At 67.4% G+C, this 24,820-nt stretch carries 22 protein-coding genes; 14 read left to right on the top strand and 8 right to left on the bottom strand.

The features are described 5' to 3' along the window. Positions 1-57 precede the first annotated feature (57 nt). Both ACSX1C_RS02085 and ACSX1C_RS02080 read left to right on the top strand, forming a co-directional pair. A complete protein-coding gene (locus ACSX1C_RS02085) occupies positions 58-1,347 on the top strand; it encodes a M18 family aminopeptidase (RefSeq protein WP_369959011.1) in 1,290 nt (429 codons plus the stop codon). After that, positions 1,347-1,745 carry a GFA family protein gene (locus ACSX1C_RS02080; protein ID WP_439888021.1) on the top strand — a complete coding sequence of 133 codons (399 nt, stop codon included), beginning with the start codon at positions 1,347-1,349 and terminating at the stop codon, positions 1,743-1,745. The genes ACSX1C_RS02085 and ACSX1C_RS02080 overlap by 1 nt, the downstream gene beginning before the upstream one ends. Before the next feature lies 1 nt (position 1,746). Here the strand turns inward: ACSX1C_RS02080 and ACSX1C_RS02075 are convergent, their stop codons facing one another. Then, on the bottom strand, positions 1,747-2,463 hold the full coding sequence (locus tag ACSX1C_RS02075; protein WP_439888020.1) for a UTRA domain-containing protein: 717 nt from the start codon (positions 2,461-2,463) through the stop codon (positions 1,747-1,749). A gap of 328 nt (positions 2,464-2,791) precedes the next feature. Between ACSX1C_RS02075 and ACSX1C_RS02070 the strand changes: the two genes are divergently transcribed. The 7 genes from ACSX1C_RS02070 to ACSX1C_RS02040 all read left to right on the top strand — a co-directional run bounded on the left by ACSX1C_RS02070 (position 2,792) and on the right by ACSX1C_RS02040 (position 8,572). Beyond that, on the top strand, positions 2,792-3,850 hold the full coding sequence (locus tag ACSX1C_RS02070) for an ABC transporter substrate-binding protein (protein WP_439888019.1): 1,059 nt from the start codon (positions 2,792-2,794) through the stop codon (positions 3,848-3,850). Between the two features lie 86 nt (positions 3,851-3,936). Next, on the top strand, positions 3,937-4,743 hold the full coding sequence (locus ACSX1C_RS02065) for an alkaline phosphatase family protein (RefSeq protein WP_439888018.1): 807 nt from the start codon (positions 3,937-3,939) through the stop codon (positions 4,741-4,743). Then, on the top strand, positions 4,740-5,651 hold the full coding sequence (locus ACSX1C_RS02060) for an ABC transporter permease (RefSeq protein ID WP_439888017.1): 912 nt from the start codon (positions 4,740-4,742) through the stop codon (positions 5,649-5,651). Before ACSX1C_RS02065 ends, ACSX1C_RS02060 begins: the two co-directional genes overlap by 4 nt. Continuing rightward, positions 5,638-6,435 carry an ABC transporter permease gene (locus ACSX1C_RS02055; protein WP_439888016.1) on the top strand — a complete coding sequence of 266 codons (798 nt, stop codon included), beginning with the start codon at positions 5,638-5,640 and terminating at the stop codon, positions 6,433-6,435. Before ACSX1C_RS02060 ends, ACSX1C_RS02055 begins: the two co-directional genes overlap by 14 nt. Next, positions 6,432-7,421: an ABC transporter ATP-binding protein gene (locus ACSX1C_RS02050; protein ID WP_439888015.1), complete on the top strand. Its 990-nt coding sequence runs from the start codon at positions 6,432-6,434 to the stop codon at positions 7,419-7,421. The genes ACSX1C_RS02055 and ACSX1C_RS02050 overlap by 4 nt, the downstream gene beginning before the upstream one ends. Beyond that, positions 7,421-8,074, top strand: coding sequence for an HAD family hydrolase (locus ACSX1C_RS02045; protein WP_439888014.1), 654 nt, complete (start codon positions 7,421-7,423; stop codon positions 8,072-8,074). The genes ACSX1C_RS02050 and ACSX1C_RS02045 overlap by 1 nt, the downstream gene beginning before the upstream one ends. A gap of 87 nt (positions 8,075-8,161) precedes the next feature. Then, a complete protein-coding gene (locus ACSX1C_RS02040) occupies positions 8,162-8,572 on the top strand; it encodes a hypothetical protein (protein ID WP_439888013.1) in 411 nt (136 codons plus the stop codon). 23 nt (positions 8,573-8,595) lie between these two features. On the opposite strand, the gene ACSX1C_RS02035 is transcribed toward ACSX1C_RS02040, so the two are convergent. After that, positions 8,596-9,489 carry a LysR substrate-binding domain-containing protein gene (locus ACSX1C_RS02035; protein WP_439888012.1) on the bottom strand — a complete coding sequence of 298 codons (894 nt, stop codon included), beginning with the start codon at positions 9,487-9,489 and terminating at the stop codon, positions 8,596-8,598. A 944-nt stretch (positions 9,490-10,433) separates the two neighbouring features. On the opposite strand from ACSX1C_RS02035, the gene ACSX1C_RS02030 reads away from it, so the two are divergent. Together ACSX1C_RS02030 and ACSX1C_RS02025 are read left to right on the top strand one after the other, a co-directional pair. After that, entirely contained in the window at positions 10,434-11,561 is a 1,128-nt protein-coding gene (locus ACSX1C_RS02030; RefSeq protein ID WP_439888011.1) for a TauD/TfdA family dioxygenase, read from the top strand. Then, positions 11,561-12,145, top strand: a complete 585-nt coding sequence (locus ACSX1C_RS02025; protein ID WP_439888010.1) for an HD domain-containing protein — start codon at positions 11,561-11,563, stop codon at positions 12,143-12,145. The genes ACSX1C_RS02030 and ACSX1C_RS02025 overlap by 1 nt, the downstream gene beginning before the upstream one ends. A 43-nt stretch (positions 12,146-12,188) precedes the next feature. Here the strand turns inward: ACSX1C_RS02025 and ACSX1C_RS02020 are convergent, their stop codons facing one another. The 6 genes from ACSX1C_RS02020 to ACSX1C_RS01995 all read right to left on the bottom strand — a co-directional run bounded on the left by ACSX1C_RS02020 (position 12,189) and on the right by ACSX1C_RS01995 (position 21,168). Next, positions 12,189-13,166, bottom strand: a complete 978-nt coding sequence (locus tag ACSX1C_RS02020; RefSeq protein ID WP_439888009.1) for a diguanylate cyclase — start codon at positions 13,164-13,166, stop codon at positions 12,189-12,191. Continuing rightward, positions 13,163-16,219 carry a PAS domain-containing protein gene (locus ACSX1C_RS02015; protein ID WP_439888008.1) on the bottom strand — a complete coding sequence of 1,019 codons (3,057 nt, stop codon included), beginning with the start codon at positions 16,217-16,219 and terminating at the stop codon, positions 13,163-13,165. The genes ACSX1C_RS02020 and ACSX1C_RS02015 overlap by 4 nt, the downstream gene beginning before the upstream one ends. A 447-nt stretch (positions 16,220-16,666) precedes the next feature. Continuing rightward, entirely contained in the window at positions 16,667-17,038 is a 372-nt protein-coding gene (locus ACSX1C_RS02010) for a RidA family protein (RefSeq protein ID WP_439888007.1), read from the bottom strand. A gap of 76 nt (positions 17,039-17,114) precedes the next feature. Continuing rightward, complete coding sequence (locus ACSX1C_RS02005) at positions 17,115-18,635, bottom strand: BCCT family transporter (RefSeq protein ID WP_439888006.1); 1,521 nt, start codon at positions 18,633-18,635, stop codon at positions 17,115-17,117. Positions 18,636-18,724: 89 nt separating this feature from the next. After that, positions 18,725-19,714, bottom strand: coding sequence for a membrane dipeptidase (locus tag ACSX1C_RS02000; RefSeq protein WP_439888005.1), 990 nt, complete (start codon positions 19,712-19,714; stop codon positions 18,725-18,727). A gap of 11 nt (positions 19,715-19,725) precedes the next feature. Then, entirely contained in the window at positions 19,726-21,168 is a 1,443-nt protein-coding gene (locus ACSX1C_RS01995; RefSeq protein ID WP_439888004.1) for an aldehyde dehydrogenase family protein, read from the bottom strand. A gap of 93 nt (positions 21,169-21,261) precedes the next feature. Here ACSX1C_RS01995 and ACSX1C_RS01990 point away from each other — a divergent pair, with 93 nt between their 5' ends. The 3 genes from ACSX1C_RS01990 (at position 21,262) to ACSX1C_RS01980 (ending at position 24,818) form a co-directional block, all read left to right on the top strand. After that, positions 21,262-22,164 (top strand): LysR substrate-binding domain-containing protein, encoded by a 903-nt coding sequence (locus ACSX1C_RS01990; RefSeq protein ID WP_439888003.1) that lies wholly within the window; start codon positions 21,262-21,264, stop codon positions 22,162-22,164. Positions 22,165-22,350: 186 nt separating this feature from the next. After that, entirely contained in the window at positions 22,351-24,078 is a 1,728-nt protein-coding gene (locus tag ACSX1C_RS01985) for a hypothetical protein (protein ID WP_439888002.1), read from the top strand. Further along, entirely contained in the window at positions 24,072-24,818 is a 747-nt protein-coding gene (locus ACSX1C_RS01980; protein ID WP_439888001.1) for a DUF3726 domain-containing protein, read from the top strand. Before ACSX1C_RS01985 ends, ACSX1C_RS01980 begins: the two co-directional genes overlap by 7 nt. The last annotated feature ends 2 nt before the right edge of the window (positions 24,819-24,820 follow it).

Genomic DNA, 24,820 nt, shown 5'->3' with positions numbered 1-24,820 from the left:
GCCCCAATGCGCCGGGCAAATCCGATAAACTCCGGCCATTGCCGCCAGGAGTGCCCCATGCGCGAAGAATTCAACCAAGGCCTGATCGACTTCCTCAAGGCCTCGCCGACCCCCTTCCATGCCACCGCCGCCCTCGCCCAGCGCCTGCAGGCCGCCGGCTTCCGTCATCTGGACGAGCGCGCGCCCTGGCACACCGAGGCCGGCGGCCGCTACTACGTGACCCGCAACGATTCCTCGATCATCGCCTTCAAGCTCGGCCAGCGCTCGCCCGTCGAGGGCGGCCTGCGCCTGGTCGGCGCCCACACCGACAGCCCCTGCCTGCGGGTCAAGCCGCACCCGGAGCTGCAGCGCCAGGGCTTCTTCCAGCTCGGCGTGGAGGTCTACGGCGGCGCCCTGTTCGCCCCCTGGTTCGACCGCGACCTGTCCCTGGCCGGCCGCGTGACCTTCCGCGAGAGCGGCAAGGTGCAGAGCCAGCTGATCGACTTCCAGACGCCGATCGCGGTGATCCCCAACCTGGCCATCCACCTCAACCGCGAGGCCAACCAGGGCTGGGCGATCAACGCGCAGACCGAACTGCCGCCGATCCTGGCCCAGCTCACCGGCAGCGAGGCGGCGGACTTCCGCGCCCTGCTGGCCGACCAGTTGGCCAGCGAACACGGCCTGAGCGCCGATGCGGTGCTGGATTACGAGCTGAGCTTCTACGACACCCAGGCCGCCGCGGTGATCGGCCTCAATCGCGACTTCATCGCCGGAGCACGGCTGGACAACCTGCTGTCCTGCTATGCCGGCCTGCAGGCACTGCTGGCCGCCCCGGACGCCGAGAGCTGCGTGCTGGTGTGCAACGACCATGAGGAAGTCGGTTCCACCTCGGCCTGCGGCGCCGACGGCCCCATGCTCGAGCAGGTGCTGCGCCGCGTGCTGCCGGAGGGCGACGCCTTCGTGCGTTGCATCCAGCGTTCGCTGCTGGTGTCCGCCGACAACGCCCATGCGCTGCACCCCAACTACCCGGACAAGCACGACGAGAACCACGGCCCCAAGCTCAACGCCGGCCCGGTGATCAAGATCAACAGCAACCAGCGTTACGCCACCAACAGCGAGACCGCCGGTTTCTTCCGCCACCTGTGCCTGGAGAACGAGGTGCCGGTGCAGAGCTTCGTCACCCGCAGCGACATGGGCTGCGGCTCGACCATCGGCCCGCTCACCGCCGGCCACCTGGGCGTGCGCACCGTGGACATCGGCCTGCCGACCTTCGCCATGCACTCGATCCGCGAGCTGGCCGGCAGCCACGACCTGGCGCACCTGGTCAAGGTGCTGACGGCCTTCTACACCAGCCCGGAGCTGCCCTGATGATCGCCGGCAGCTGCCTGTGCGGCGCCGTTGCCTACGCCATCGACCAGCTGGACAAGCCGATCGTCCATTGCCACTGCCTGACCTGCCAGAAGGCCCACTCCGCGGCCTTTGCCAGCACCGCCGGGGTGTTGCGCGAGCATTTCCGCTGGCTGCGCGGCACGGACAAGCTGGCCAGCTACGAGTCCTCGCCGGGCAAGTTGCGGCGCTTCTGTTCGGTTTGCGGCTCGCAACTGGTCGCCGAGCGCGCCGGCCAGCCCCATGTCATCGTGCGCGTCGCCACCCTCGACCAGGACCCCGGCGCGCGGCCGGCCCAGCATATCTGGACCGACCACGACCGCCCCTGGCTGGCCACCGACGAGCTGCCCCGCTACCCCGAGTGGCAGCCGGGCCGCTGACTCACTCCGGCACCTCGACGCTCACATGCAGGGCGTCGTGGCGCCAGAACTCCAGATCGCAGTCGATCAGCCGGCCGTGCTGATCGCGATTGACCCGCACGATGCGCAGCGCCGGACTGCCCAGCGCCACCCTGAGGGCCGTGGCGGCCTCGTGATGCAGCGCGGTGGGCATCATGTCGAACCGGACCCGGCCATAGTGAATGCCGTATTCGCGGGCATACAACTCGGTCAACGAGCGAGTCAGGTCGAAATCCAACACGCCGGGGAAGTAGCTCGGGTTGAGGTAGTGCTCGACATAGAGCACCAGGCGCCCATCGATGCGCCGGGCCCGACGGATCTGGTAGACGCTGGACAGCGCCGGCAACTCCAGTAACTGACAGATCTCCGCATTGGCCGGCATCAGCCGCGCACTGAGCACCTCGGTCGCCGGCACCCGCCCCTGTTCGCCGACCATGGCGTGGAAATGGCTACGCACCAAGGGGTTGTAGGTCAGCCGCGGCGGCGACACGAACCAGCCGCGGCGCTCCTCGCGATAGACCAGCCCCTGGGCCTCCAGCTGCCCCAGGGCCTCGCGCAGGGTAATGCGCGTGGTGTCGAACAGCTCGCTGAGCTTGCGCTCGGCCGGCAGCTTGCTGCCGCAGGCCAACAGGCCGTGTTCGATCTGTTCCTGCAAGGCACGGCAGATGGTGGTGACGGCACGCGGCGCTGCTTCGCGCATCGAATATTCCTCAATATGGACTAGTCCAGGACCGCTCCAGGCCCTCTGACGCCGGGTCGAAGCCCGGCAAACCTGTTACAAGTCTAGGCAATCCAGATGACCGAGCGGTGACAGCAGCCAGCCAGGTCTCCCCGGGACATCCGCAAGATGTGCGTCCAGGCTGCGAAATCAGCCACTTTGCCATGGTCTACGCTTCTTCTTCGCCGCCTGGGCAAACAACAGGAAAAACAGCATAGGCGCGCCGGACATAAAACTGTCACCTCCGCTAATTAGATTGGCCTCGATCCTTCTGATCTAGACCAACACCTTCATCGCAAAGGAGTTTCCAATGAAACAACTGCTGCTGGCTTCACTGATGGGTTCGGCCATCGCCCTGGCCACCCAGGCCATGGCCACCACCACCGACCTCCAGGCATTGGAACAGGCCGCGCGCGCCGAAGGCGCGGTGAACAGCGTGGGCATGCCGGACAGCTGGGCCAACTGGAAGGACACCTGGACGGACCTGAACAAGCTCTATGGCCTCCAGCACCTGGACACCGACATGAGCTCGGCCCAGGAAATCGCCAAGTTCGCCGCCGAGAAGGACAATGCCACCGCCGATATCGGCGACGTCGGCGCCGCCTTCGGCCCCATCGCCGTGCAGCAGGGCGTGACCCAGCCCTTCAAGCCGAGCACCTGGGAGCAGATCCCGGACTGGGCCAAGGATGCCGACGGCCACTGGATGCTGGCCTATACCGGCTCCATCGCCTTTATCGTCAACAAGAACCTGGTCAAGGACATCCCCACCTCCTGGGCCGACCTCCAGCAGGGCCAGTACAAGGTCGCCATCGGCGACGTCAGCGCCGCCGCCCAGGCGGTCAACGGCGTGCTGGCCGCGGCCATCGCCGGCGGCGGCGACGAGAAGAACATCCAGCCGGGCCTGGACTTCTTCGCCAAACTGGCCGAACAGGGCCGCCTCTCGCTGTCCAACCCGACCATCCAGACCCTGGAGAAGGGCGAGGTGGAAGTCGGCGTGGTGTGGGACTTCAATGGCCTGTCCTACCGCGATCAGATCGACCCGAGCCGCTTCGAGGTGCTGATCCCCTCCGACGGCTCGGTGATCTCCGGCTACAGCACCATCATCAACAAGTACGCCAAGCACCCCAGCGCCGCCAAGCTGGCCCGCGAATACATCCTCTCCGATGCCGGGCAGATCAACCTGGCCAAGGGCAATGCCCGGCCGATCCGCGCCGATCACCTGAGCCTGCCGGCCGAGGTGCAGGCCAAGCTGCTGCCCAACGCCCAGTACGCCAAGGTGCGACCGATCATGGACGCCGCCGCCTGGGAAGCCACCTCCAAGGCCCTGCCGCAACTGTGGCAGGAGCATGTGATCATCAATATGGAATGACGCCCCGACAAGGGGGCGAATGGCCGGGGTCGCCCATCGGGCGCCCCGGTATTGCGCTTGAAACTGGTTTGGGAACAGTCATCTCCATGAAACACAACGTCATCCTGGTCGTACTGGATGGCCTGAATTACCAGGTGGCCCGGCATGCCCTGGGTCACCTGCAGGCCTATTGCGCCGCCGGCCGCGCCGCGCTGTACCGGCTCGACTGCGAACTGCCGTCGCTGTCGCGTCCACTCTACGAGTGCATCCTCACCGGCGTGCCGCCCATCGCCAGCGGCGTGGTGCACAACGATGTGGTGCGCCTGTCCAACCAGCGCAGCATCTTCCACTATGCCCGTGCCGCCGGCCTGACCACCGCCGCCGCGGCCTATCACTGGGTCAGCGAACTGTACAACCGCGCGCCCTTCGAGGCGGTGCGCGACCGCCATACCGACGACGCCGACCTGCCGATCCAGTACGGCCACTTCTACTACGCCGACCACTACCCGGACTCGCACCTGTTCGCCGACGCCGAGCACCTGCGCCTGCGCCATAAGCCGAATTTCCTCCTGGTGCACCCGATGAACATCGACGACGCCGGCCACAAGCACGGCCTCGACAGCCCGCAGTACCGCAACAGCGCCCGCCGCGCCGACATCATCCTGGCCGACTACCTGCAAGCCTGGCTGGAAGCCGGCTACCAGGTGCTGGTCACCGCCGACCACGGCATGAACACCGACCGCTCGCACAACGGCCTGCTGCCCGAGGAACGGGAAGTGCCGCTGTTCGTCCTGGGCAGCGCCTTCAGCCTGGACGCCGCGGTCCGGCCCAGGCAGACCGAGCTGTGCGGCACCGTCTGCGAACTGCTCGGCGTGGAGCACGACAAGCCCGTCTGCCGGGAGCTGCTCAAATGACTAGCCGAATCGAATCCAGCGGCGAAATCGCCGCCGCCCGGCCGGCCGTGACGCCGCAGCCTCGCGCCGCCTTCCACAGGCGCAGCAGGTGGCTGGCGGCGCTGTGCCTGCTGCCCTTCGCGCTGTTCTTCATCGCCTTCCAGGTCGCCCCGCTGGTCTGGGTCGCGGTGCACAGCCTGAGCGTCGGCGACGGCTGGGGGCTGGACCACTTCGAGAAGATCTTCGCCTCCAGGTTCTACCTGCAGGCGATCAAGCACAGCCTGCAGATCGCCTTCTGGTCGAGCCTGATCGGCATCGCCATCGCCATCCTCGGCAGCTATTCGCTGCGCCAGGTGGACTCGAGGCTGCGCGACTTCGTCATCGCCTTCTCCAACATGACCAGCAACTTCTCCGGGGTGCCGCTGGCCTTCGCCTTCATCATCCTGCTCGGCTTCAACGGCGCCCTGACCATCCTGCTCAAGCAGACCGGGGTGATCGAGGACTTCAATCTCTACTCCAAGACCGGCCTGATCGTGCTCTACAGCTACTTCCAGATCCCCCTCGGGGTGCTGTTGCTGTACCCGGCCTTCGACGCCCTGCGCGAGGACTGGCGCGAGTCGGCCGCGCTGCTCGGCGCCGGCACCTGGGCCTACTGGCGGCACATCGGCCTGCCGGTGCTGACCCCGGCGCTGCTCGGCACCTTCGTCATCCTCCTGGCCAACGCCCTGGGCGCCTACGCCACGGTGTACTACCTGACCACCGGCAACTTCAACGTGCTGCCGATCCGCATCGCCGGCCTGGTCTCCGGCGACATCTCGCTCGATCCAGACCTGGCCAGCGCCCTGGCCATGGTGCTGGTCGGCCTGATGGCGCTGATCACCCTGGCGCACCAGCTGCTGCTGAAGAGGAGCTACCATGTCCCGCGCTGATGCCATCCCCGCCGGCCTCTACCATCGCACCGTGGTCTGGCTGCTGTTCGCGATCCTGCTGCTGCCGCTGGCCGCCACCCTGCTCTACTCGCTGTCCACCAGCTGGGGCGCCACGGTGCTGCCGGACGGCCTGACCTTCAAGTGGTACCTGGCGCTGTGGAGCGATGCGCGCTTCCTCGCCGCCTTCGGCCAGTCGCTGCTGGTGTGCATCGTCGCCCTGCTGCTTTCGGTGCTGCTGATCCTGCCGCTGCTGTTCGTGGTGCACTACCACTTCCCCAAGCTGGACGGGCTGATGAACATCCTCATCCTGCTGCCCTTCGCCGTACCGCCGGTGGTGTCCTCGGTGGGCCTGCTGCAGGTCTACGGCTCCGGGCCGCTGGCCATGGTCGGCACGCCCTGGATCCTGATCGGCTGCTACTTCACCATCGCCCTGCCTTTCATGTACCGGGCCATCACCAACAACCTGCAGGCGATCAACCTGCGCGACCTGATGGACGCCGCCCAGCTGCTCGGCGCCAGCACCTGGCAGGCGGCCTTGCTGGTGGTGCTGCCGAACCTGCGCAAGGGCCTGATGGTCTCGCTGTTCTTGTCCTTCAGCTTCCTGTTCGGCGAGTTCGTGTTCGCCAACCTGCTGGTCGGCACCCGCTACGAGACCCTGCAGGTGTACCTGAACAACATGCGCAACAGCAGCGGCCACTTCAACAGCGCCCTGGTGATCTCCTACTTCTTCTTCGTGCTGCTGTTCACCTGGGTCGCCAACCGCCTGAACAAGGACAAGTCATGAGTTACCTCTCCATCCGCGGGCTGCACAAGCGCTACGGTGCCACCCCGATCTTCAGCGACATCCACTGCGAAATCGGCCAGGGCGAGTTCGTCACCCTGCTCGGCCCCTCCGGCTGCGGCAAGTCCACCCTGCTGCGCTGCATCGCCGGCCTCACCGAGGTGGACGGCGGGCAGATCCTCCTGGGCGGCGAGGACCTGGTGCCCCTGGCGCCGCAGAAGCGCGGCATCGGCATGGTGTTCCAGAGCTACGCCCTGTTTCCCAACATGACGGTGCGGGGCAACGTCGCCTTCGGCCTGCGCATGCAGCAGGTGGACAAGGCGCAGAGCCGCCGCCGCGTGGACGAAGCCCTGGAGATGGTCGAGCTGGGGGAGCTCGCCGAGCGCTACCCGCACCAGCTCTCCGGCGGCCAGTGCCAGCGCGTGGCCCTGGCCCGCTCGCTGGTCACCCGTCCGCGCCTGCTGCTGCTCGACGAGCCGTTGTCGGCGCTGGATGCGCGCATCCGCAAGCACCTGCGCGAGCAGATCCGCGGCATCCAGCAGGAACTGGGCCTGACCACCCTCTTCGTCACCCACGACCAGGAGGAGGCACTGGTGATGAGCGACCGCATCTGCCTGATGAACGCCGGCCGGATCATCCAGAGCGGCGACGCCGAGACCCTCTACACCGCCCCCGTCGATGCCTTCGCCGCCGGCTTCATCGGCAACTACAACCTGCTCGACGCCAACAGCGCCAGCCGCCTGCTCGGCCGGCCGGTGGCCGGGCGCATCGCCATCCGCCCGGAGGCCATCGTCCTCGGCGGCCAGGGCGGCATCGAGGCCCAGGTGCGCGGCCACAGCCTGCTCGGCAACGTCATCCGCTACCGGGTCGAGGCCCGCGGCGTGGAGCTGCTGGTGGACGTGCTCAATCGCTCGGCGGCCGACCTGCATCCCAGCGGCCAGACCGTCGCCCTGAATATCGACGCCCACGCCATCCGCGAGGTGGCCTGATGGCCCTGGCAATCTTCGATTTGGACGAAACCCTGATCGCCGGCGACTGCGCCAGCCTGTGGAGCGCGGAGATGGCCCGGCTCGGCTGGGTCGACGGCGCCCGTTTCCTGGCCCGCGACCACGAGCTGATGGCGCTGTACGCCGAGGGCCGACTGGCCATGGAGAACTACATGGCCTTCAGCCTCGCGCCCCTGGTCGGGCGCAGCGTGGCGGAAGTGGCCCATGTGGTCGAACCCTTCGTCGAGGCTGTGATCGAACCGCTGCTGTACGGCGATGCCGTCGCCTGCCTGGCCCGACACCGCACGGCAGGCGACCGCCTGCTGGTGATCTCCGCCTCGGCGCACTTTCTGGTCAGCGCCGTCGCCGCCCGGCTGGGCATCGAAGAGGTGCTGGCCATCGACCTGGAACAGCGGCACGGCTGCTACAGCGGCCACACCCAGGGCGTGCTGACCTACCGCGAGGGCAAGGTCGGCCGCCTGCAGGCGTGGCTGGAACAGCATGGCGGCGCCCTGGACGACGCCTGCTTCTACTCCGACTCGCGCAACGACCTGCCGCTGCTGCAACGGGTCGGCCGCCCCCACGCGGTCAACCCCGATCCGCTGCTGCGCATGCATGCCGAACACGCCGGCTGGCCGATACTGAACTGGCGTTAGCGCTTCCCGACACAGACGGGGATCTGTAACGTGGCGCCCTCGGGCCTACCCGCCCACTTTGCCGATCCCCTGACCGCGGAGCGCTCCATGCCCCAGCTCGACCCCCAACTGGCTCTGGCCCGCCAGGCCGTCCTCGACCACCCGCAGTCCCAGGACTGCACCCTCTACCGCCCGGACGAGAACGACCCCGATGCCGAGGAGCGCGACCTGGGCGATGCCAAGGTACTCTTCGCCGGCACTTTCCAGCCACCGGCGGACTGGGATGCCGCGCAGCGGGACGAGTTCTACGGCGACAGCGCCCCCGCGCTGTTCATGAACGCCGTCCTCGAGTGCGAAGCCAAGCCCGGATCGGCCGGCTACTTCACCGCCGAGATCGGCGACTACGTGGCGACCATGCCGGGATTGGGCGAGGTGGTGATGTTCTATGTGCACGACCGCGTGGACGACGAGAACGGACGCCGCTACGTGCTGCAGCGTGACGACGAGTCGCTGGACTGAACCTGGGCCGGCGCAGGCCGCGCTCAGCTCAGCGCGGCCTGCGCGAACTCGGCCTGGAACCACTCGATAACCGGCTGGAGCAGGCTGCTGTTGCGGTGCTTGCTGGCCAGCAGGTAACCGTGATCACGCCGGACCACCCGGGGTTGCAGCGCCAGCAGCCGGCCTTCGGCGAGCGGCTGCTGCACCAGCTCCGACCAGCCGAGCGCCAAGCCCTCGCCCTGCAGCGCCGCCCCCAGCAGCAACGGGTAGTTGTTGAACTTGAAGCGTGCCGCATCCGTGACGGGCGCCAGACCCGCCAGGCTGCACCAGCGGGCCCAGTCGAGCCAGCGCGGGTTGTTCTGATCCATGTGCAGCAGCGGCACCCGCGCCAGCACCGCCTCGTCCACGCGACCGGCCAAGCCATGGCGCCGGGCGAAAGCCGGGCTGCAGATGGGGAACACCTCCTCCTGAGCGAGCTGCACCTCGTTGTGCCGACAACTGCCCAATTGGCCGAAGCGGATGGCGATGTCCGCCTCGGCCATTTCCAGGGCCGACTCGGAGTCCGCCGGGGCAATCTCGAAACGGTAACGGGGAAACGCCTGCTGCAAGGCGCCCATCCGGGGCAGCAGCCAGGCATGGGCAAAACCGAAATTGGCGGCGATCGACAGGCTCGGCTCGACGGCCTGGGCCTCGTCACGCAGTTTTGCCACCGCCGTATTGATGCTCGCCAGCGCGCCGGCCAGCTCGCCGTAGAGGAAACGGCCTTGTTCGGTGGGCGTCAGCCTGTTGCCGGAACGGTCGAACAATACCCGCCCGATGCTGTCCTCCAGCACGCGGATGCGCTGTGAAATCACCGGCTGCGTGGTGCCCTGCTCCTGAGCGGCGGCAGTCATGGAGCCCAGGCGATAGGACGCCTCGAACGCGACCAAGGCTTTCATCGAAGGGGGATGGTTGCGCTCGGCTCCCATAAGAGTTCTGCTTGCCTCGGCTACAAGAGAAAAGGTCTGTGCAGCCCGCAGCAAAGATGCTTATCCTAGGCGGCGCAACGGCTGCGGACGCACGTAGCATCGCGTCCGGCAGATCGTGGCACACTCATGCGGCTCGATCCAAGCGACGCCTCGTCAGCCCGATCGAGCTGCACGGCAAAAATAAGAACAAGGGTCACCCATATATGGCATTAGCCAAACTCTTCAAGCTGACGCTGGGCAACCGGCGCATACCTCACGCCGCCCCCAAGGCACGACTCGACTCGATGGCCAGAACGGCCACGCCCGGCCCAGCTCCCGCCCGCCAGTCGCGGGAAATCCCGGCCCACCGCTGGCTGACCCCGCCGCTGGTCTAGATCGCGCGCCAGCGCGGGACGGCAGCGACCACCCCGGGCCTCGGCCAGGGGCCAGGACCGAGGCGCTGAGCCCCGCACCCCGCAGCGAGGGCTGGCTCCCGGCAAGGCAGCCCGCCGATGCCCAGCACGACTCGATCCGGAGCGCCGCTGCCGTTTCGACGCCCCCTCTCGGACGCCTGCTCGCACCACGCTCCGCCGCCACCGCCGAGCGACTTCTCCGCCCCCTGCCCATGCCTCAGCGCTCGATGCCCGCAGCGCTGGGGCCTCGCACAGCAGCTGCGCCCAGCACGCCCGTGCGAGGCCGGCTGCAGCGTGCCAGCCTCGGGGTCCAAGGGGTCAGTGCATAAATTTTCTGCATGCCTGAGCATCAACTTATGGCCCAGTGCCGGATTCCGGCCGGGTGAGTACCATGCACCGAAGACACCAGGGAACGCATACCGGGCAAGCCTCCCGACCGGGCCAATAGCCCGGCCAGTCGTGGTGCCGCACCACCCGCGACCAGCCCCGTCCGCACACTGTCCTGCAGCATGGAGTGAGCCTGTGAATACGATCGAGTTCATCTTCGAACAGACCCGCCCGGCGGTACAGGTCCGCCTCCGCGGCGAGCTAACCGAGCTGCCTGCGCTGTGGCTGCGCGAACGCACCCAGGACCCGCTGCAGCTCGACGGCAAGACCCAGCAGCGGCTGTTCGACTCCCACGCGATCGCCCCGGACATCGTCCTGCGCTCGGTCGAACCCATCACCGCGACACAAGCCTGGCTCGAGTTCAGCGATGGCCATCGCAGCCTGTACGACTGCTCGCGCCTGGGTGCGGAGCTGTCCCAGGACGACGCCTTACCGACCGCCATCGCCTGGGACAGCTCGCTCGACCAGGCCGCGATGCGCTTCCACTGGCCTGACATGGCCGCGCCTGCAGGCTTTCTCGCGGCCCTCGAGACCTACCTGAAGCACGGCTTCATCATCCTGACGGGAGTCCCCACCGCATCCGAAAGCATCCTCGAAGTGGCCAGCAAATTCGGTTACCTCAAGGAAACCAATTTCGGGCGCTACTTCGAGGTCTACTCCCGGCCCGACGCCAACGATCTGGCCTACACCGGCGTGCACCTGGGCCCCCATACCGACAACCCCTATCGCGATCCGGTGCCGGGCATACAGCTGCTGCACTGTCTGATCAATGAGACCTCCGGCGGCCTGTCGACCCTGGTGGACAGTGTTCGCGTGGTCAGTGAGCTGGCCGCGACAGACCCCGAGGGCTATCGCCTGCTCAAGGACACCGCGGTCAAGTTCCGCTTCATCGACCGGGGCACCGAGCTCGTCAGCCACAAGCCGATCATCAAGACCGATGCGCAGGGCCGCACGCTGGGCGTGCACTACAGCCCGCGCCTCGATGGCCTGCCGCTGCTTCCTGTCGAGCACATGAAGGCCTTTCACCGGGCACGCCAGCGCCTCGGTCAGCTGTTCTGCGATCCGGCCTACGAGATTCGCTTTCCCCTGCGAGCCGGCGAACTGATGCTGTTCGATAACAGCCGGGTTCTGCACGGCCGTACCGGCTTCGATCACTCCGAGGGCCGCCGCCACCTGCAAGGCTGCTACATCGACCTAGATGGCCCGCGCGAGCGCTACGCCAGCCTCCACCTCCAGCCAGAAACCGAAAAGGACGCAGCCTGATGCACAGCGTGAACTTCACTCAGATGAAAGACGGCACGCGCGAGGAGTACCACTTCCTCGAGCGCCTGGAAAACGAGTTCAACCAGAACCTGCCGGAGCGCATTCTCAAGGCCCTGGCCGAGCTGGAGCACAGCCTCAGCGGCTACCGGGTGAGCCGCTTGCAGCACTCGCTGCAGAGCGCGGCCCGGGCCGAGGCCGACGGGGCCGACGAGGACATGATCGTCGGCGCGCTGATCCATGACATCGGCGATGACCTGGCCCCCTACAACCACTCGCAACTGGCGGCGGCAGTCATCCGGCCCTATGTGCGTGGCGAGGTCACCTGGGTGCTGCATCACCATGGCCTGTTCCAGAACTACTACTACGCGCACCACTTCGGCGGCGATCGCCACGAGCGCGACAGGTACCAGGATCACCCGGCCTACCAGCTGTGTGTGGATTTCTGCGAGAAGTGGGACCAGGCGTCGTTCGACCCCAGCTACCCGACCCCGGACCTGGAATACTTCCGGCCTATGGTCCAGCGCGTCTTCAGCCGCAAACCCTTCGACCCTGCGGTGATAGGCGAAGAATATTCGCTGGTGTGAATGCCCCGTCACCGGGGCCTAAGCGGCTCGCTGGCGCCGCGACTCAGCGCTGCGCCGCGGCGTCGCGATCCGCCGGGCTCAGGGCGCAGCAGACGCGCCCGCGCCCCTGCTTCTTGGCCCGATAGAGCTGAGCATCGGCCAGGGCAATGAGCGCTTCGCAGCTGTCGCTCGAGCCCGCCCCCAGCACGGCCACGCCGATGCTGATAGTCACCACTGGGGCGACATGGGAATCGAGGTGTTCCAGATTGAGCTGGCGCACCGCATCCACCAGCCTTTGCGCGATGACGCGTGCACCCGCCTCGTCCGTTTCCGGCAGCAGGAAGACAAACTCCTCACCGCCGTAGCGCGCCACCAGGTCGCCGGGACGGCTCATGCTCGTCCTCAGCAACGACGCGAGCTGACGCAGGCACTCGTCACCGGCCTGATGGCCATAACGATCGTTGTAAGGCTTGAAGAAGTCGACATCGATCATCAACAGCGCCAGCGAGCTGCCGCTGCGGCGGCAACGGCGGAACTCCAGCTCCAGCCGCTCCTCGAACTGGCGACGATTGGCGATGCCGGTCAGGCCGTCGACGAAGGCCATCTCGCGCAGGCGATCGGTCTGAAACTTCAGCGCCAGGTGGACATTGACCCGATTGCGCAAGGTCAGCGGGTTGAAGGGCTTGTTGACGAAGTCGACTCCACCGGCGGCCCAGCAGGCGGTCTCCTCGTCCAGGGACTCACGCGCGGTGACGAAGATCACCGGGATCGCCTGGGCCTCCGGCAGCTTCTTCAGGCGCCGACACAGCTCCCGCCCGTCCATGCCCGGCATCATGACATCCAGCAGAATCAGGTCCGGTACCGAACTGGCGCACATGTCCAGGGCCTGCTCACCGCTGGTGGCCATGAACACCTCATGCTCGGCGGAAAACAGCTGGTGGATCAACCGGACGAAGACCGGCTCGTCATCGACCACCAACAGGCGTGCGCGTCGACCACCAAGATCATAAGGGCCTGGCCCGATGCCGTAGTTTGCAGTCATTCCCTCTCCCCGCCTTCCAACAAAGCCTGGCACTGCTCCGCCGCCGCGGAGAAATCGAGTCGCCCTATCGCCTCTCCGAGTTGGGCGAACAGGGGCGAAGCGGCGTCCTGATAATGCGCGTTCAACCGGTCGTAGGCGAACACTGCATCCATATTATTGGCCTCCAACAGCTGCCTCAACGCCAGCAGCTCCTCCCGCGGTAGCACTTCGCCCATGCCCGCACCTGTCGGTGCCGCTTCCTCCTGCATCTGCGCGAGCAGTGCCTCGGCCGCATCGACCGCTTCGCGGCCGGCCTCCTCCAGCGCTGCGCGCAGCGCCGCCCAACGTTCGGGCGTGCAGTCGCCGGCGAGCAACTGGCCGGCCTCACCCGCCAGTGAGGCGAACACCTCGGCACCCAGGGTGGCGGCGAGCCCCTTCAGGTTGTGCAACCTGGCGGCGAGTCGCGCGCAACCTTCATCGAGCGTAGTCGGAAGTTCGCTCAGCTGCGCCCGGGTATCGGCGGAGAACTTGCTCAGGGCCCGCCGGTAGATCGCCCGGTTGCCGTCGAAGCGGCGCAACGCAGTGGCGCTGTCGAGCACGGCCCGTGATGCCTGCAGCGGCGCCATGGGCGTGGGCGTCGCCACCGCCGCGGCCCGGCCGGTCAGCCCCTGGATCACCGCGACCAGAGTCGCCAGCTCGAACGGCTTGCCGACATGTTCGTTCATCCCCGCCGCCAGCGCGGCGGCACGGTCGTCCGGCATCGCGTTGGCGGTCATGGCGATGATCGGCAACTGCTCGTGAGCATGCTGGCGGCGAATCTCCCGGGTGGCCTCGTAGCCATCCATGCCCGGCATCTGAATATCCATCAGCACCGCATCGAAGGGCGTCTCGGCATGTTCGACCGCGTCGACCCCGGCCTGGCCGTCGCTGGCGACCGCCACCTCGGCCCCGGCGCTGACCAGCAGCGCCTGGGCCACCAGTTGATTGGTGGGATTGTCCTCGACCAGCAGCAGGCGCAACCCGGCCAGTTCCCGCGACCTTGGGCTGGCGTTTACGCTGGGCCTGGTCGCCCCGCTCACTTGCGCCGCCGGGGCTGTCGCGACAGTGGCGGGCTCGGCGGTCTTAGCCGGCTGGGCCTCGGTTGCCGGCGGCTCGCGCCGGCCCTGCGCGTGCCGCGGGATGTCCACGGCCGTGAAGACGAAGCCCTGGATGGCGCCCCCCTCGCCGCGTAACGCGGTAATCGTCAGCAACACCAGGACACGCGAGCCATCCTTGCGAATCAGGGTCCACTGTTGCTGGTTGGGCAGGTTGCGCCGGGACTTGCCGAGCAAGGTCGCCAAGCCCGGTGCCGACGCCTGCCGCAGTTCTCCCGAGACGACCTCGGCACGCTGCGCGACTTCCTGCGAGTCGTGCCAGAGCAGCGGCGTCTGCCGGCCGATCAGCTCCTCGGCGGCGTAGCCGAGCAAGCGCTCGGCGGCCGGGTTGCACAGGGTGACGACGCCCTCCAGATCGGTGGCGACTACGGCATGACCGGCCTCGGCGAGGATCGCCTGGGCCAGGGCAGCGGAACCCGCCACCTGCTCCTGCGCCGGGTGCCCATGCACGGTTTGCAGCGCCTGGGCAGGAGCCTGCGCCTGGGGCTGCGCGCCGCTATCGCGGATGGTGTCGGCCAGCCCGACCACGTCGCCAGCCGGGTCGACCAGGGGGCTGACCGTCAGGCTTACCGACAGCAGGCTACCGTCCTGACGCCGACGCATGCGCTCGACGCCGGGCAGCGCTTCGCCGCCCAAGACGCGCTGGTGAAGCATGCGGTCCTCGTCGACCTGCGCCTGGGGCACTATCAGCTCGGCCAGACGCTGACCGATCGCCTCTTCGGCTGGGTAGCCGAACAGCCGCTCGGCCGCCGGATTCCAACTGGTGACCAAGCCGTCCGGCGAACTGCCGATGATCGCATCCCGGGAACCCGCCACTATCGCCGCCAGCTCGGTCCGGCGACGGTGCAGCGCCCGACGCTGCCAATGCAGGCCGATGGCCAGCAGGACGACGGGCAGCCCACCGCCGAGCAGCGCCAGCCCGGCAGTCCAGCGCGCCCTGGTCACCGCGGCCGTGACGACAGTGTCCGCCATGGCCAGGGTGAGAGTCAGGTCACGCTCATCGCCCGTGCCCGGATTGAGCGCCAATCGTTGGCTGATGGCATAGGCGCCGGTACCTGGCGCCAACACGACCGGCTGCATGCGCTCCCCGGGCGCATCGGTTCCGCGGAACTCGTCCTGCCAACGCCGGGTTCGGGCGCTGCCCGCCATGCCGCTGCTGGCACCCGGATGCAGCAGGAAGTCGCCGTCCCGAGTGCTCACGTAGACCCGCAACTGCCGCTCGTCCGGGGTGGCTCGTAGCGAGGCCAGCAGCCGGCGGGCATCCAACTCGACCAGCACGATGGCGAACAGCGTGCCATCGTCGCCGATGACCGGGGCCGCCACCCGCATCGTCAGCATCGCCGACGACTGTTGCTCGGCGCTCCCTGGCTCCTGCTCGATATCCGAGACGAACACCTCGTTGTTGCGCAGCCTGACGGCCTCCCGGAAATAGGCGCTATCGCCCCTGCGCTGCAGCTGGGAGGGGTCCAGCACCTGGACCCGGCCGCCGCGCTGAACGATCCGTACTAACTCGCGCCCCCCATCGGCGACGCCGATCAGGCTGACCTGAAGCACGTTGGGGGTGGTGATGGCGAAGGCGGAGAAGATGCTTTCCAGACGCCGCTGCCAGGCTTCCTGGGAGATCTGCTCGAGCGCATCGAAACCCTGATTGCGACTGGCCCGCGCCAGGCCTAAGACGGGCGGCAGCTTGGCGAGTAGGCGCACCTGCTGGCGGCGTCGGTCGACCTGGCGCGCCAGGGACTCCAGGCGCTGCTGACTCGACGACTGCAGCCCGTAGTTCAGCAGGGCCTGCATATGCTCCCGTTCGGCGCGCCCGGCAACGCCGGTGACCAGGGTAGCCAAGCCTCCCCACAGCAGCAGCGCACCGAGCACCCACCGCCAATCGAGGGCGCGTAACGGATTGGCTCTGATTGGGCCCACTCACTCGCTCCTTCGACTCAGATGACGCAGGGTGCACTGGAAGTCGCCCCTGGCGGGCGAGCACCTTAGCGTCGGCCCCGGGACAGGCCGCATGCTGCCTGCAGATCGCTCGAACCACAAGCTGCCAGTGCGCCGCGAGCCCGCCAGGCGCCCCCTGCGCAGGCCATTGCGCCGGGGCGGCCTACCCCATTGAAGGTAGCCGACGGCCCGCCATCACGCGCGCCGCCAGGCGAAGCCATGGGGGCAGCGTGCTGCAGGAGGCCGGCAAAATCGGCGCCGCGGACGGCGTGCAACAAGCGCCGCCGCTCTTGTGGAGCCTGGGCGCTTGCGCGGAGGGGGTATGGAGAAAGACCGCCGGGACGGTGTGATGGCCAGCCCGGTGGGATGAGTTCCCAGGGGCACTCGCCGCGCCGCCGTGGGTCACGGCCGGCGCGGCAGCAAGGCGAGTCAGGCGGTCGCGTAGACCACCAGTTCCACCAGCATTTCCTCGCGCGCCAGCCCGGCGATGACCATGGCGGCGCGGTTGGGGTAAGGCGCCTGGAAGTATTCGGCATACACCGCATTGACCGTCGCCAGGTAGCTGCGGTCGGTGACGTAGATCAGCACCTGGGTCACGGCATCCATCCCCAGGCCCGCGCACTCCAGGGTGTGCTTGAGGTTGTCCAGGGTCTGCCGGGTCTGCGCCTCGATGCCGCCGGGCACCACCTGGCCCTGGGCGTCGATGGGGATCTGCGCGGTGTACAGGGTGCCGTTGCCGATCACCGCCCACTCCAGCGGGGCCTTGGACGGAAACAGCTGGGTTTTCACGGCCTGTTTCATGGCGTACTCCTGGTTCGAGAGAGGAATAAAAAAGGGGGAGGCGGCGGTTGCCGCACTCCCCCAAAACTTGCGGGGATCAGAGGCCTTGCGCGTCGGCCATGCGCTTGGCGATCTGCGGGGCGTTCCACAGCGACGGCAGCAGGATCAGCGACACCGGCACCGCGGTGATGACGATGAAGGACTGCAGCGCGCTGATGCCGCCCGAACCGATGGAGATCAGCAGGGCCGCCACCACACCCATCATCACGCCCCAGAACACGCGGATCTCGGCACGGGGATGGTCGGTGCCGGTCATCACCATGGAGATGGTGTAGGTCATGGAGTCGCCGGTGGTGGTGACGAAGATCACCGTGAGGATCAAAAACAGCACCGACATCAGGTAGCCCAGGGGCAGCTGCGCGGTGATCGCCAGCAAGGCACCGGGCAGGTTGAAGCCGGCAAAGGCCTCGGACACCGAGCCGGGGTTGCTCAACTCGAAGGACAGCCCGCTGCCGCCGACTATGGTGAACCAGAAACAGGTGATCAGCGGCGCCACCACCGAGATGGTCAGCACCAGCTCGCGCAGGCTGCGACCGCGGGAGATACGGGCGACGAACATCGCCATCAGCGGGCCGTAGCCGAGGAACCAGCCCCAGAAGAACACCGTCCACCAGTCCAGCCAGGCCGGGTCGGCGCGGAAGGTCGCCATGGGGATGAACTTGTCCAGGTAGATGCCCATGGCCTGCAGGTAGCCGTCGACGATGAAGCCGGTCGGGCCGAACAGCAGGATGAACAGCATCAGCGCCACCGCCAGCACCACATTGATCTGGCTCAGCCACTGGATACCGCGGGCCACCCCGGACACCGCCGAGAGGGTGTAGACCGCCACCAGCACACCGATGATGGTCAGCTGGGTGCCATAGTCGTTGCCGATGCCGAACAGCTTCTCCAGGCCGAAGCTGACCTGCAGACCGAGGAAGCCGATCGGGCCGATGGTGCCGGCGACCACCGCCAGCACGCAGCAGGCATCGACCAGGGCACCGAACCAGCCGGTCATGACCCGCTCGCCGAATACCGGGTAGAGCAGCGTGCGCGGCTTGAGCGGCAGGCCCTTCTCGTAATGCAGGTGCATCAGCACCACGCCGGTCAGGCTGCCGAGGATCGCCCAGGCCAGGAAGCCCCAGTGCATGAAGCTCTGCGCCAGCGCGTTGTAGGCGGCCTGCGGGGTGCCGGTCTCGCCGCCGTGCAGCGGCGGCGGCGAGAGGAAGTGGGCCATGGGCTCGGCCGCGGCCCAGAACACGCCGCCGCCGGCCAGCAGGGTGCACATGATCACGCAGACCCAGGTGAAGGTCGGCATCTCCGGTGCCGCCAGGGCGCCGAGGCGCACCCGGCCGGTGCGGCCGAGCGCCAGGTACAGGCCGATGCCGAAGGTCAGCAACAGCAGCACCTGCCAGTAGGCGCCGAACAACTTGGTCGACCAGGCGAAGGCCGTGTTGACCCACTGGGTCATCAGTTCGATGTCCCACAGGGCGAGGATGGCGAAGAGCAGGACGAAGCCTCCGCTGATGAGGAACACCGGGATATCCACGCCCTGCAGCAGCTTGCCTTTGTCGGTCATCACGGGAGCCCCCGTTTGGGTAGCCGATTGCGTGCTATTCATTACAGCCTCCTGACAAGAATCTTGTACTTGTTGGTTGTTCAGGACAGTTACTGGGCAGGCTCGAGACCCTGTTCCAGGGTGCGTAGCCAGTTGAGGCCCATCACCTTGGCGGTATCCTCTGCAGTGAAACCGCGCTGCAGCAGGCCCTGGGTGATAGTGGGGAAATCGCGGCTGTCGCCGAACCAGGACAGCGGCTTGGGCCAGTCGGCATTGCTCGCCGAGCCCTCGCCGTAGTCGACCTGCTTGGACCAGCGGCCGCTGCGCATCCACTCCAGCACCGACTGCGGCTGGTTCTGGCACAGGTCGGTGCCGATGCCGATGTGGTCGATGCCCATCAGGTCGGCGGTGCGCGCGACCATGTCGCAGAACTGCGCCAGGGTGCAGTCCGAGCCGTTGTGCAGGTGGAAGGGATACAGGCTGAAGCCGAGCAGGCCGCCGGAGTTGCCCAGCTCGCGCAGCACGGTCTCCGACTTGTTGCGCTTGGCCGGGTGGAAGAACCCCGGGTTGGCGTGGGAGATGATGATCGGCCGGCTCGACAGCTCGATCGCCTCCAGGGTGCTGCGCTCGGCGCTGTGGGACATGTCGATGAGCATGCCGACCCGGTTCATCTCGGCGATGGCCTGCTTGCCGAAGCGGGTGATGCCGCTGTCGCTGCCCTCGTAGCAACCGGTGGCCAGCAGGCTCTGGTTGTTGTAGGTCAGCTGCATGATCAGCAGGTTGAGCTGGCGGAACACCTCGATCAGGGCGATATCGTCCTCGATCGGCGAGCAGTTCTGCGCGCCGAAGAACACCCCGACCTTGCCCAGCGCCTTGGCCCGACGGATGTCCGCGGCACCGGCCACCGGCATGATCAGGTCGCCGTGCTGCTCGAAGCGGCGGTTCCACTCGCCGAGGCGGCTCAGGGTCTCGCGGGCATTCTCGTGGTACACCAGGGTCGCGTGCACGGCGCTGACGCCGCCTTCGCGCAACTGGGTGAAGATCTCGCGGGACCAGTTGGAGTACTGCAACCCGTCGATGACTATCAGTTCGTCATGCATGGCGCACGCCCTCAGGCACGGATGTAGGTGGTCTTGACCACGGTGTAGAACTCGCGGGCGTAGGTGCCCTGCTCGCGCGGGCCGAAGCTGGAGTTCTTGCGGCCGCCGAACGGCACGTGGTAGTCGGTGCCGGCGGTCGGCAGGTTGACCATCACGCAACCGGTCTTGGCGCGGCGCTTGAAGTCGCTGGCGAGCTTCAGCGACTGGGTCATGATCCCGGCGGTGAGGCCGAAGTCGGTGTCGTTGAGGGTGGCCAGGGCCTGCTCGTAGTCCTCGACCTTGATCACGCAGGCGATCGGCCCGAACACCTCGTCGCGGTTGATCTGCATGTCGTTGCGGGTGTCGACGAACAGCGCCGGGCGCATGTAGAAGCCCTCGTACTCCTCCTCGATGCGCTCGCCGCCGCAGACCAGACGGGCGCCCTCGGCCTTGGCCTGCTCGATGTAGCGCAGGTTCTGTTCGAGCTGCTTGCCGTCGATCACCGCACCGATCTGCATGCCTTCGCGCAGCGGGTAGCCGACCTTGAGCTCGCCCATGCGCTCGACCAGCCGGGCGACGAAGCGGTCGTGCACCCCGGCGGTGACGATCAGCCGCGAGGAGGCGGTGCACTTCTGCCCGGTGCCGAAGAAGGCGCCGTTCAGGGCACAGTCCACGGCCTGTTCCAGGTCGGCATCGTCCAGCACGATCAGGGCGTTCTTGCTGCCCATCTCCAGCTGGCAGCGGACGAAGTTGGCGGCGGTGGCGGCGGCCACCTTGCGCCCGGTCTCCACCGAACCGGTGAAGCTCAGCGCGTCGATCTTGGACGAGTGGATCAGCGCATCGCCGACCGTGACGCCGCTGCCCATCACCAGGTTGAAGGTGCCGGCCGGCAGGCCCTGGCGGGCGATGATCTCGGTCAGCGACCAGGCGCTGGCCGGCACCGCGTTGGCCGGCTTGAACACCACGGCATTGCCGAAGGCCAGGGCCGGGGCGATCTTCCAGGCCGCGGTGGCCATGGGGAAGTTCCAGGGGGTGATGATGGCGACCACGCCCACCGGCTCGCGGCGGGTCTCGATCTCCACGCCGGGGCGCACCGAGTCGGCGGTCTCGCCCATCTGGCGCAGCACTTCGGCGGCGTAGTAATGGAAGAACTGACCGGAGCGGTAGACTTCACCCATGCCCTCGGCGAGGGTCTTGCCCTCCTCCCGGGCCAGCTGCTCGCCCAGTTCGGCCTTGCGCGCGATCAGCTCGTCGCCGATGGCCATCAGCACCTGGTAGCGCTGCTCGAGGCCGCTCTGCTGCCACTGCGCCTGACCGGCCCGGGCCGCGGCCAGGGCCTGCTCGACCTGCCCGGCATCGGCCTGGGCGTAATGACCCAGCACGTCCTGAACGTTGGCCGGGCTGATGTTGGCCACGCTGCTGCTGCCGGTGACCCACTCACCGTCGATGTAGTTGCGGAAGATATCAGTGGACATGTGCGCCTCCTCTCAAGCTGTAGCCGAATGGTAGGCGCGCCCCGAAATAAACTAAAATTAATAGTAAATATTATTCGATAAGGAAAACTTACCATGCTGCCCGAGCTCAAGATCGCCCAACTGCGGCATTTCGTCTGGGTCGCCGAGCTCCAGGGCTTCCACGCCGCGGCGGAGAAGGCGCACCGCACCCAGCCGGCGATCTCCCTGTCGATCCGCGACCTGGAGGGCAAGCTCGGCCAGGCCCTGTTCGAGAAGCGCAACGCCCGCGCGGCGCGGCCGGAGCTGACCCCCTTCGGCGTGCAGTTCATGGTCTACGCCAAGGAGCTGATCGCCCACCACGACCGGGTGGTCAACGACATGAACCTGATCGCCCAGCACAAGTCCGGGCACCTGCGCATCGCCTCGGTGCCCTCGATCGCCAGCCGCCTGCTGCCGGACATCCTCGCCCGCTTCATCGGCGAGGCCACCGACCTGCACGTCAGCCTGTTCGACGACAGCTCCGAGGCGGTGCTGGCGATGGTGGAGAACCAGCAGGTGGACTTCGGCATCGCCAGCCTGTGGGAGGCGGACAGCGACATCCGCTTCACCCCGATCTGGGAAGACAGCATCGGCGTGGTCTGCCGCGACGACCATCGCCTGGCCGGCGAGGCGCAGCTGAGCTGGCAGCAGCTGCGCGGCGAGCGACTGATCGCCAACGGCACCTCGCGCCTGCTGGCCGGCACCGAGGCCGAGGAGCTGGTGGCCGACTCCCAGTTCTATATGTCCAACATGATCTCGCTACTGGCCATGCTCGAGGCCGGCATGGGCATCACCACCCTGCCGCGCTTCGCCTTTGCGGCGGGACATGAGCGCCTGCGCTTCATTCCCCTGAGCGATCCACTGGTCAGCCGCGACATCGGCATCGTCTGCCTGGCCAACCGCTCGCTGCCGGTGGCGGCCCAGGCGCTGTTCGACTTTATCCTGCGTGACAATGCGCTGGCCCCTGAGCCGTTTTGACTGCGCTTAGCTGATCGCATTGGCGATCTAGATAAGTTTCCCTTATCAGGCGATAGACCGATCTGAATTGCTCAGGCCGCGGCCTTGCACCACCATCGACGGCAGAAAACAACAATCCGCCGCACTCGCACGGCCCGTCATGGGCCCGATTACCGAGTGTGTACTGCGCCAGTCGAGGGCAAGCCCATGAGCACTCCTTCCAGTATCGATCCGGCCAAGCAGGGGGCGCAGGCGCTGCCCATGCGTCCGGCCTCCGTGGTCATGGACCTGGAGCGTCTCGGCAGCCTGCACCAGAGCCGCCTGAGTTTCATGCGCAGCCTGGTGCGCAAGGTCATGCGCGAGGGCTGGCGCATCGAGCCGCGCCGCTTCGAGCTGGACGCCGAGGGCTACGGCACGGTGATCTACCGGGTGCAGACCAGCGGCGATCTGTTCAGCTTCGTGCTGTTCTCCCAGTACCTGGCGCCGGAAAAGCGCAACGACCGGGTCATCGCCACCGAGTGGGACCTGACCATGGCCCTGTGCGAGGGCGAGGTGGACGACGAGTATGTCGAGTTCCTGCGGCGCAACGTGCCGCTGCAGGAAGCCGGCCGCCTGGATTCGCGGGTGATGGTGCTGTCGCGGGCCAACCGCAGCGTGCGCAATTTCGACTCGGTGGTGGCGGCGCTGAGTGCCGGCCAGCAGCCGGAGGTCGAACAGATCGCCCGGGTCGGCTACCTCTATCGCACCACCGCGGTGTATGGCAGCGGCAAGCTGGGCATGGCCGACTGGGAGAAGGTCAGCGGCAAGCACCCGGACTTCGCCCGGCCCTACGCCGCCGAGATGTTCGTCTGCTACATGCTGCGCAACTTCAGCCTGCTGCAGGCCGAGCACATCGCCCGCCAGCGCGCACCGCAGACGGCCGTGGCGCTGCAGCCGGCGCTCAAGCGCTACTTCGGCATCGGCAACTCCACGGGCCTGGGCATGGCGCCCTACCTGATCAACCACCCGCAGCTGGTCAGCCGTTGGATCGAGATGCGCGAGCTGGCCCTGGCGCGGGTCTGCGGCCTCGGCCAGGTGACGGCCGAGCGCCTGGCCCGCCTGCAGGCGCTGGTCGTACGCGGCATCCGCCATATCGAGCAGACCGTCACCGAAGACGCCTGGCAGACCGAACACAACCGGCAGGTGCTGGAGGACCTGGCCAGGCTGCAGGACTGGCTCGCCAGCCAGCCGCTGCAGAGCTGGGCGCAGTTGCAGGACTGGTCGGCGCACAAGCTCGGCCTGCAGGGCCAGGAGCTGCTCAACTGCATCCTGCTGGAGCTCTACCCCGAGCTGGTCGACAGCCTGGAAGACCGCCTGACCCTGGTCGAGAGCCTGGAGCTGCAGCCGCAGATGCCGGCCGCCGAGCTGCGCGGCCTGATCGAGCGGCACTACGCCTGGGCCCTGGCCATCGACTTCGACGCCGAGGGCGCCACCGAGACCTTCTGGTATCGCTCCGAGGAGAAGCAGGAGCCGCGCCTGGGCAACTGCAGCCTGGAGAGCGGCCGCGACAAGCAGATGCCCCTGGGCATCGGCTACCTGGCCCAGCAATGCCACCGTCAGCTGGGCGCCTACCTGGCCGAGCACCCCGAGCAGTGCACCGCCGGCTTCCTCCTCCGTCATCCCGAGCAACGCGGCATCGTGCGGCGCATGCAGAGCATGGCCAAGACCCACTACGGCGAGATCCGGGCCAACCTGCTGGACCGCGACGTGCTGCCCATGCACCTGCTGCGCTGCAAGCTGGCCTTCTTCGGGGTGAGCAAGTTCGACCCGCGCTCGCGCCTGTGGGTGCGCAACACCATGTTCCAGGGCGCGCCGCTGCTCGAGGACATCGGCCAGCCGTTCGAGGACGACTGGTTCCTGCCCCTGGCCCCGACCCTGGAGACCCGTCGATGCTGATTTCGTCGAATGAACTGACCGCCCTGCTCAAGCGCGTGTTCGAGGGCATGGGCTACCCGGTCGGCTACTACGAGGACGCCGCCGCCCTGGTCAAGTGGTTGCAGCTGCACGGCGAGCAGGGCTTCGGCGAGCTGCAGCGGGCGCTGCCCTTCGTCGCCGACCGCGAGCGCCCGGCGCTGCAGCTGCTGGCCGAGGAGAGCCAGGCGCTGCTGTTCGACTGCCACGGGCGCAGCGCCCTGAACTGCCTGCCGAGCATCGTCGAGCTGGCCGAGACCAAGGCCCTGGAACAGGGCTGCGTCAACGTCAAGGTGCGCAACTGCCACAACCGCAAGTTCGTCCTCAAGCTGCTGGTCGACTGCGCGCGCCAGGGCATCAGCGGCCTGGCCTACTGGCAGAACGGCAAGCAGCCGATCAGCGAGCACGTCGCCAGCATCACCGCCGGCGCCGCCTACCCGAGCTACAGCGAGGCGCTGCTGGTCGATCCCGCCACGGCCGACACCCAGACCCTGACCCTGCTGCTGAGCACCCGCATCGACCTGCTCGGCCAGCTGCACGGCAGCGCCAGCCAGCGCAGCGGCTACCGCCAGGTCGGCCCGGAGCAGTTCGCCCGGGCCGGCCAGGGTGCCCTGGAAGGCGGCATGGATATCTCCATCGAACTGTGGCAGCAGCTCAACCAGCTGGCCGAGGCGGTGCTGGTGGAAAACTCCGAGCAGTCGCGCAGCGGCGCCGGCGGCCGCTGACC

Source organism: Pseudomonas sp. MBLB4123, assembly GCF_051904775.1.
GTDB classification, from domain to species: Bacteria; Pseudomonadota; Gammaproteobacteria; order Pseudomonadales; family Pseudomonadaceae; genus Aquipseudomonas; species Aquipseudomonas benzenivorans_B.
This window is presented reverse-complemented; position numbering and strand designations above follow the sequence as displayed.

What these genes read in the sequence shown, in the direction of transcription:
- ACSX1C_RS02085 (WP_369959011.1), top strand. Translation starts at nt 58, where the DNA reads ATGCGCGAAGAATTCAACCAAGGCCTGATCGACTTCCTCAAGGCCTCG.
- ACSX1C_RS02080 (WP_439888021.1), top strand. Translation starts at nt 1,347, where the DNA reads ATGATCGCCGGCAGCTGCCTGTGCGGCGCCGTTGCCTACGCCATCGAC.
- ACSX1C_RS02075 (WP_439888020.1), bottom strand. Translation starts at nt 2,463, where the DNA reads ATGCGCGAAGCAGCGCCGCGTGCCGTCACCACCATCTGCCGTGCCTTG.
- ACSX1C_RS02070 (WP_439888019.1), top strand. Translation starts at nt 2,792, where the DNA reads ATGAAACAACTGCTGCTGGCTTCACTGATGGGTTCGGCCATCGCCCTG.
- ACSX1C_RS02065 (WP_439888018.1), top strand. Translation starts at nt 3,937, where the DNA reads ATGAAACACAACGTCATCCTGGTCGTACTGGATGGCCTGAATTACCAG.
- ACSX1C_RS02060 (WP_439888017.1), top strand. Translation starts at nt 4,740, where the DNA reads ATGACTAGCCGAATCGAATCCAGCGGCGAAATCGCCGCCGCCCGGCCG.
- ACSX1C_RS02055 (WP_439888016.1), top strand. Translation starts at nt 5,638, where the DNA reads ATGTCCCGCGCTGATGCCATCCCCGCCGGCCTCTACCATCGCACCGTG.
- ACSX1C_RS02050 (WP_439888015.1), top strand. Translation starts at nt 6,432, where the DNA reads ATGAGTTACCTCTCCATCCGCGGGCTGCACAAGCGCTACGGTGCCACC.
- ACSX1C_RS02045 (WP_439888014.1), top strand. Translation starts at nt 7,421, where the DNA reads ATGGCCCTGGCAATCTTCGATTTGGACGAAACCCTGATCGCCGGCGAC.
- ACSX1C_RS02040 (WP_439888013.1), top strand. Translation starts at nt 8,162, where the DNA reads ATGCCCCAGCTCGACCCCCAACTGGCTCTGGCCCGCCAGGCCGTCCTC.
- ACSX1C_RS02035 (WP_439888012.1), bottom strand. Translation starts at nt 9,489, where the DNA reads ATGAAAGCCTTGGTCGCGTTCGAGGCGTCCTATCGCCTGGGCTCCATG.
- ACSX1C_RS02025 (WP_439888010.1), top strand. Translation starts at nt 11,561, where the DNA reads ATGCACAGCGTGAACTTCACTCAGATGAAAGACGGCACGCGCGAGGAG.
- ACSX1C_RS02020 (WP_439888009.1), bottom strand. Translation starts at nt 13,166, where the DNA reads ATGACTGCAAACTACGGCATCGGGCCAGGCCCTTATGATCTTGGTGGT.
- ACSX1C_RS02010 (WP_439888007.1), bottom strand. Translation starts at nt 17,038, where the DNA reads ATGAAACAGGCCGTGAAAACCCAGCTGTTTCCGTCCAAGGCCCCGCTG.
- ACSX1C_RS02005 (WP_439888006.1), bottom strand. Translation starts at nt 18,635, where the DNA reads ATGACCGACAAAGGCAAGCTGCTGCAGGGCGTGGATATCCCGGTGTTC.
- ACSX1C_RS02000 (WP_439888005.1), bottom strand. Translation starts at nt 19,714, where the DNA reads ATGCATGACGAACTGATAGTCATCGACGGGTTGCAGTACTCCAACTGG.
- ACSX1C_RS01995 (WP_439888004.1), bottom strand. Translation starts at nt 21,168, where the DNA reads ATGTCCACTGATATCTTCCGCAACTACATCGACGGTGAGTGGGTCACC.
- ACSX1C_RS01990 (WP_439888003.1), top strand. Translation starts at nt 21,262, where the DNA reads ATGCTGCCCGAGCTCAAGATCGCCCAACTGCGGCATTTCGTCTGGGTC.
- ACSX1C_RS01985 (WP_439888002.1), top strand. Translation starts at nt 22,351, where the DNA reads ATGAGCACTCCTTCCAGTATCGATCCGGCCAAGCAGGGGGCGCAGGCG.
- ACSX1C_RS01980 (WP_439888001.1), top strand. Translation starts at nt 24,072, where the DNA reads ATGCTGATTTCGTCGAATGAACTGACCGCCCTGCTCAAGCGCGTGTTC.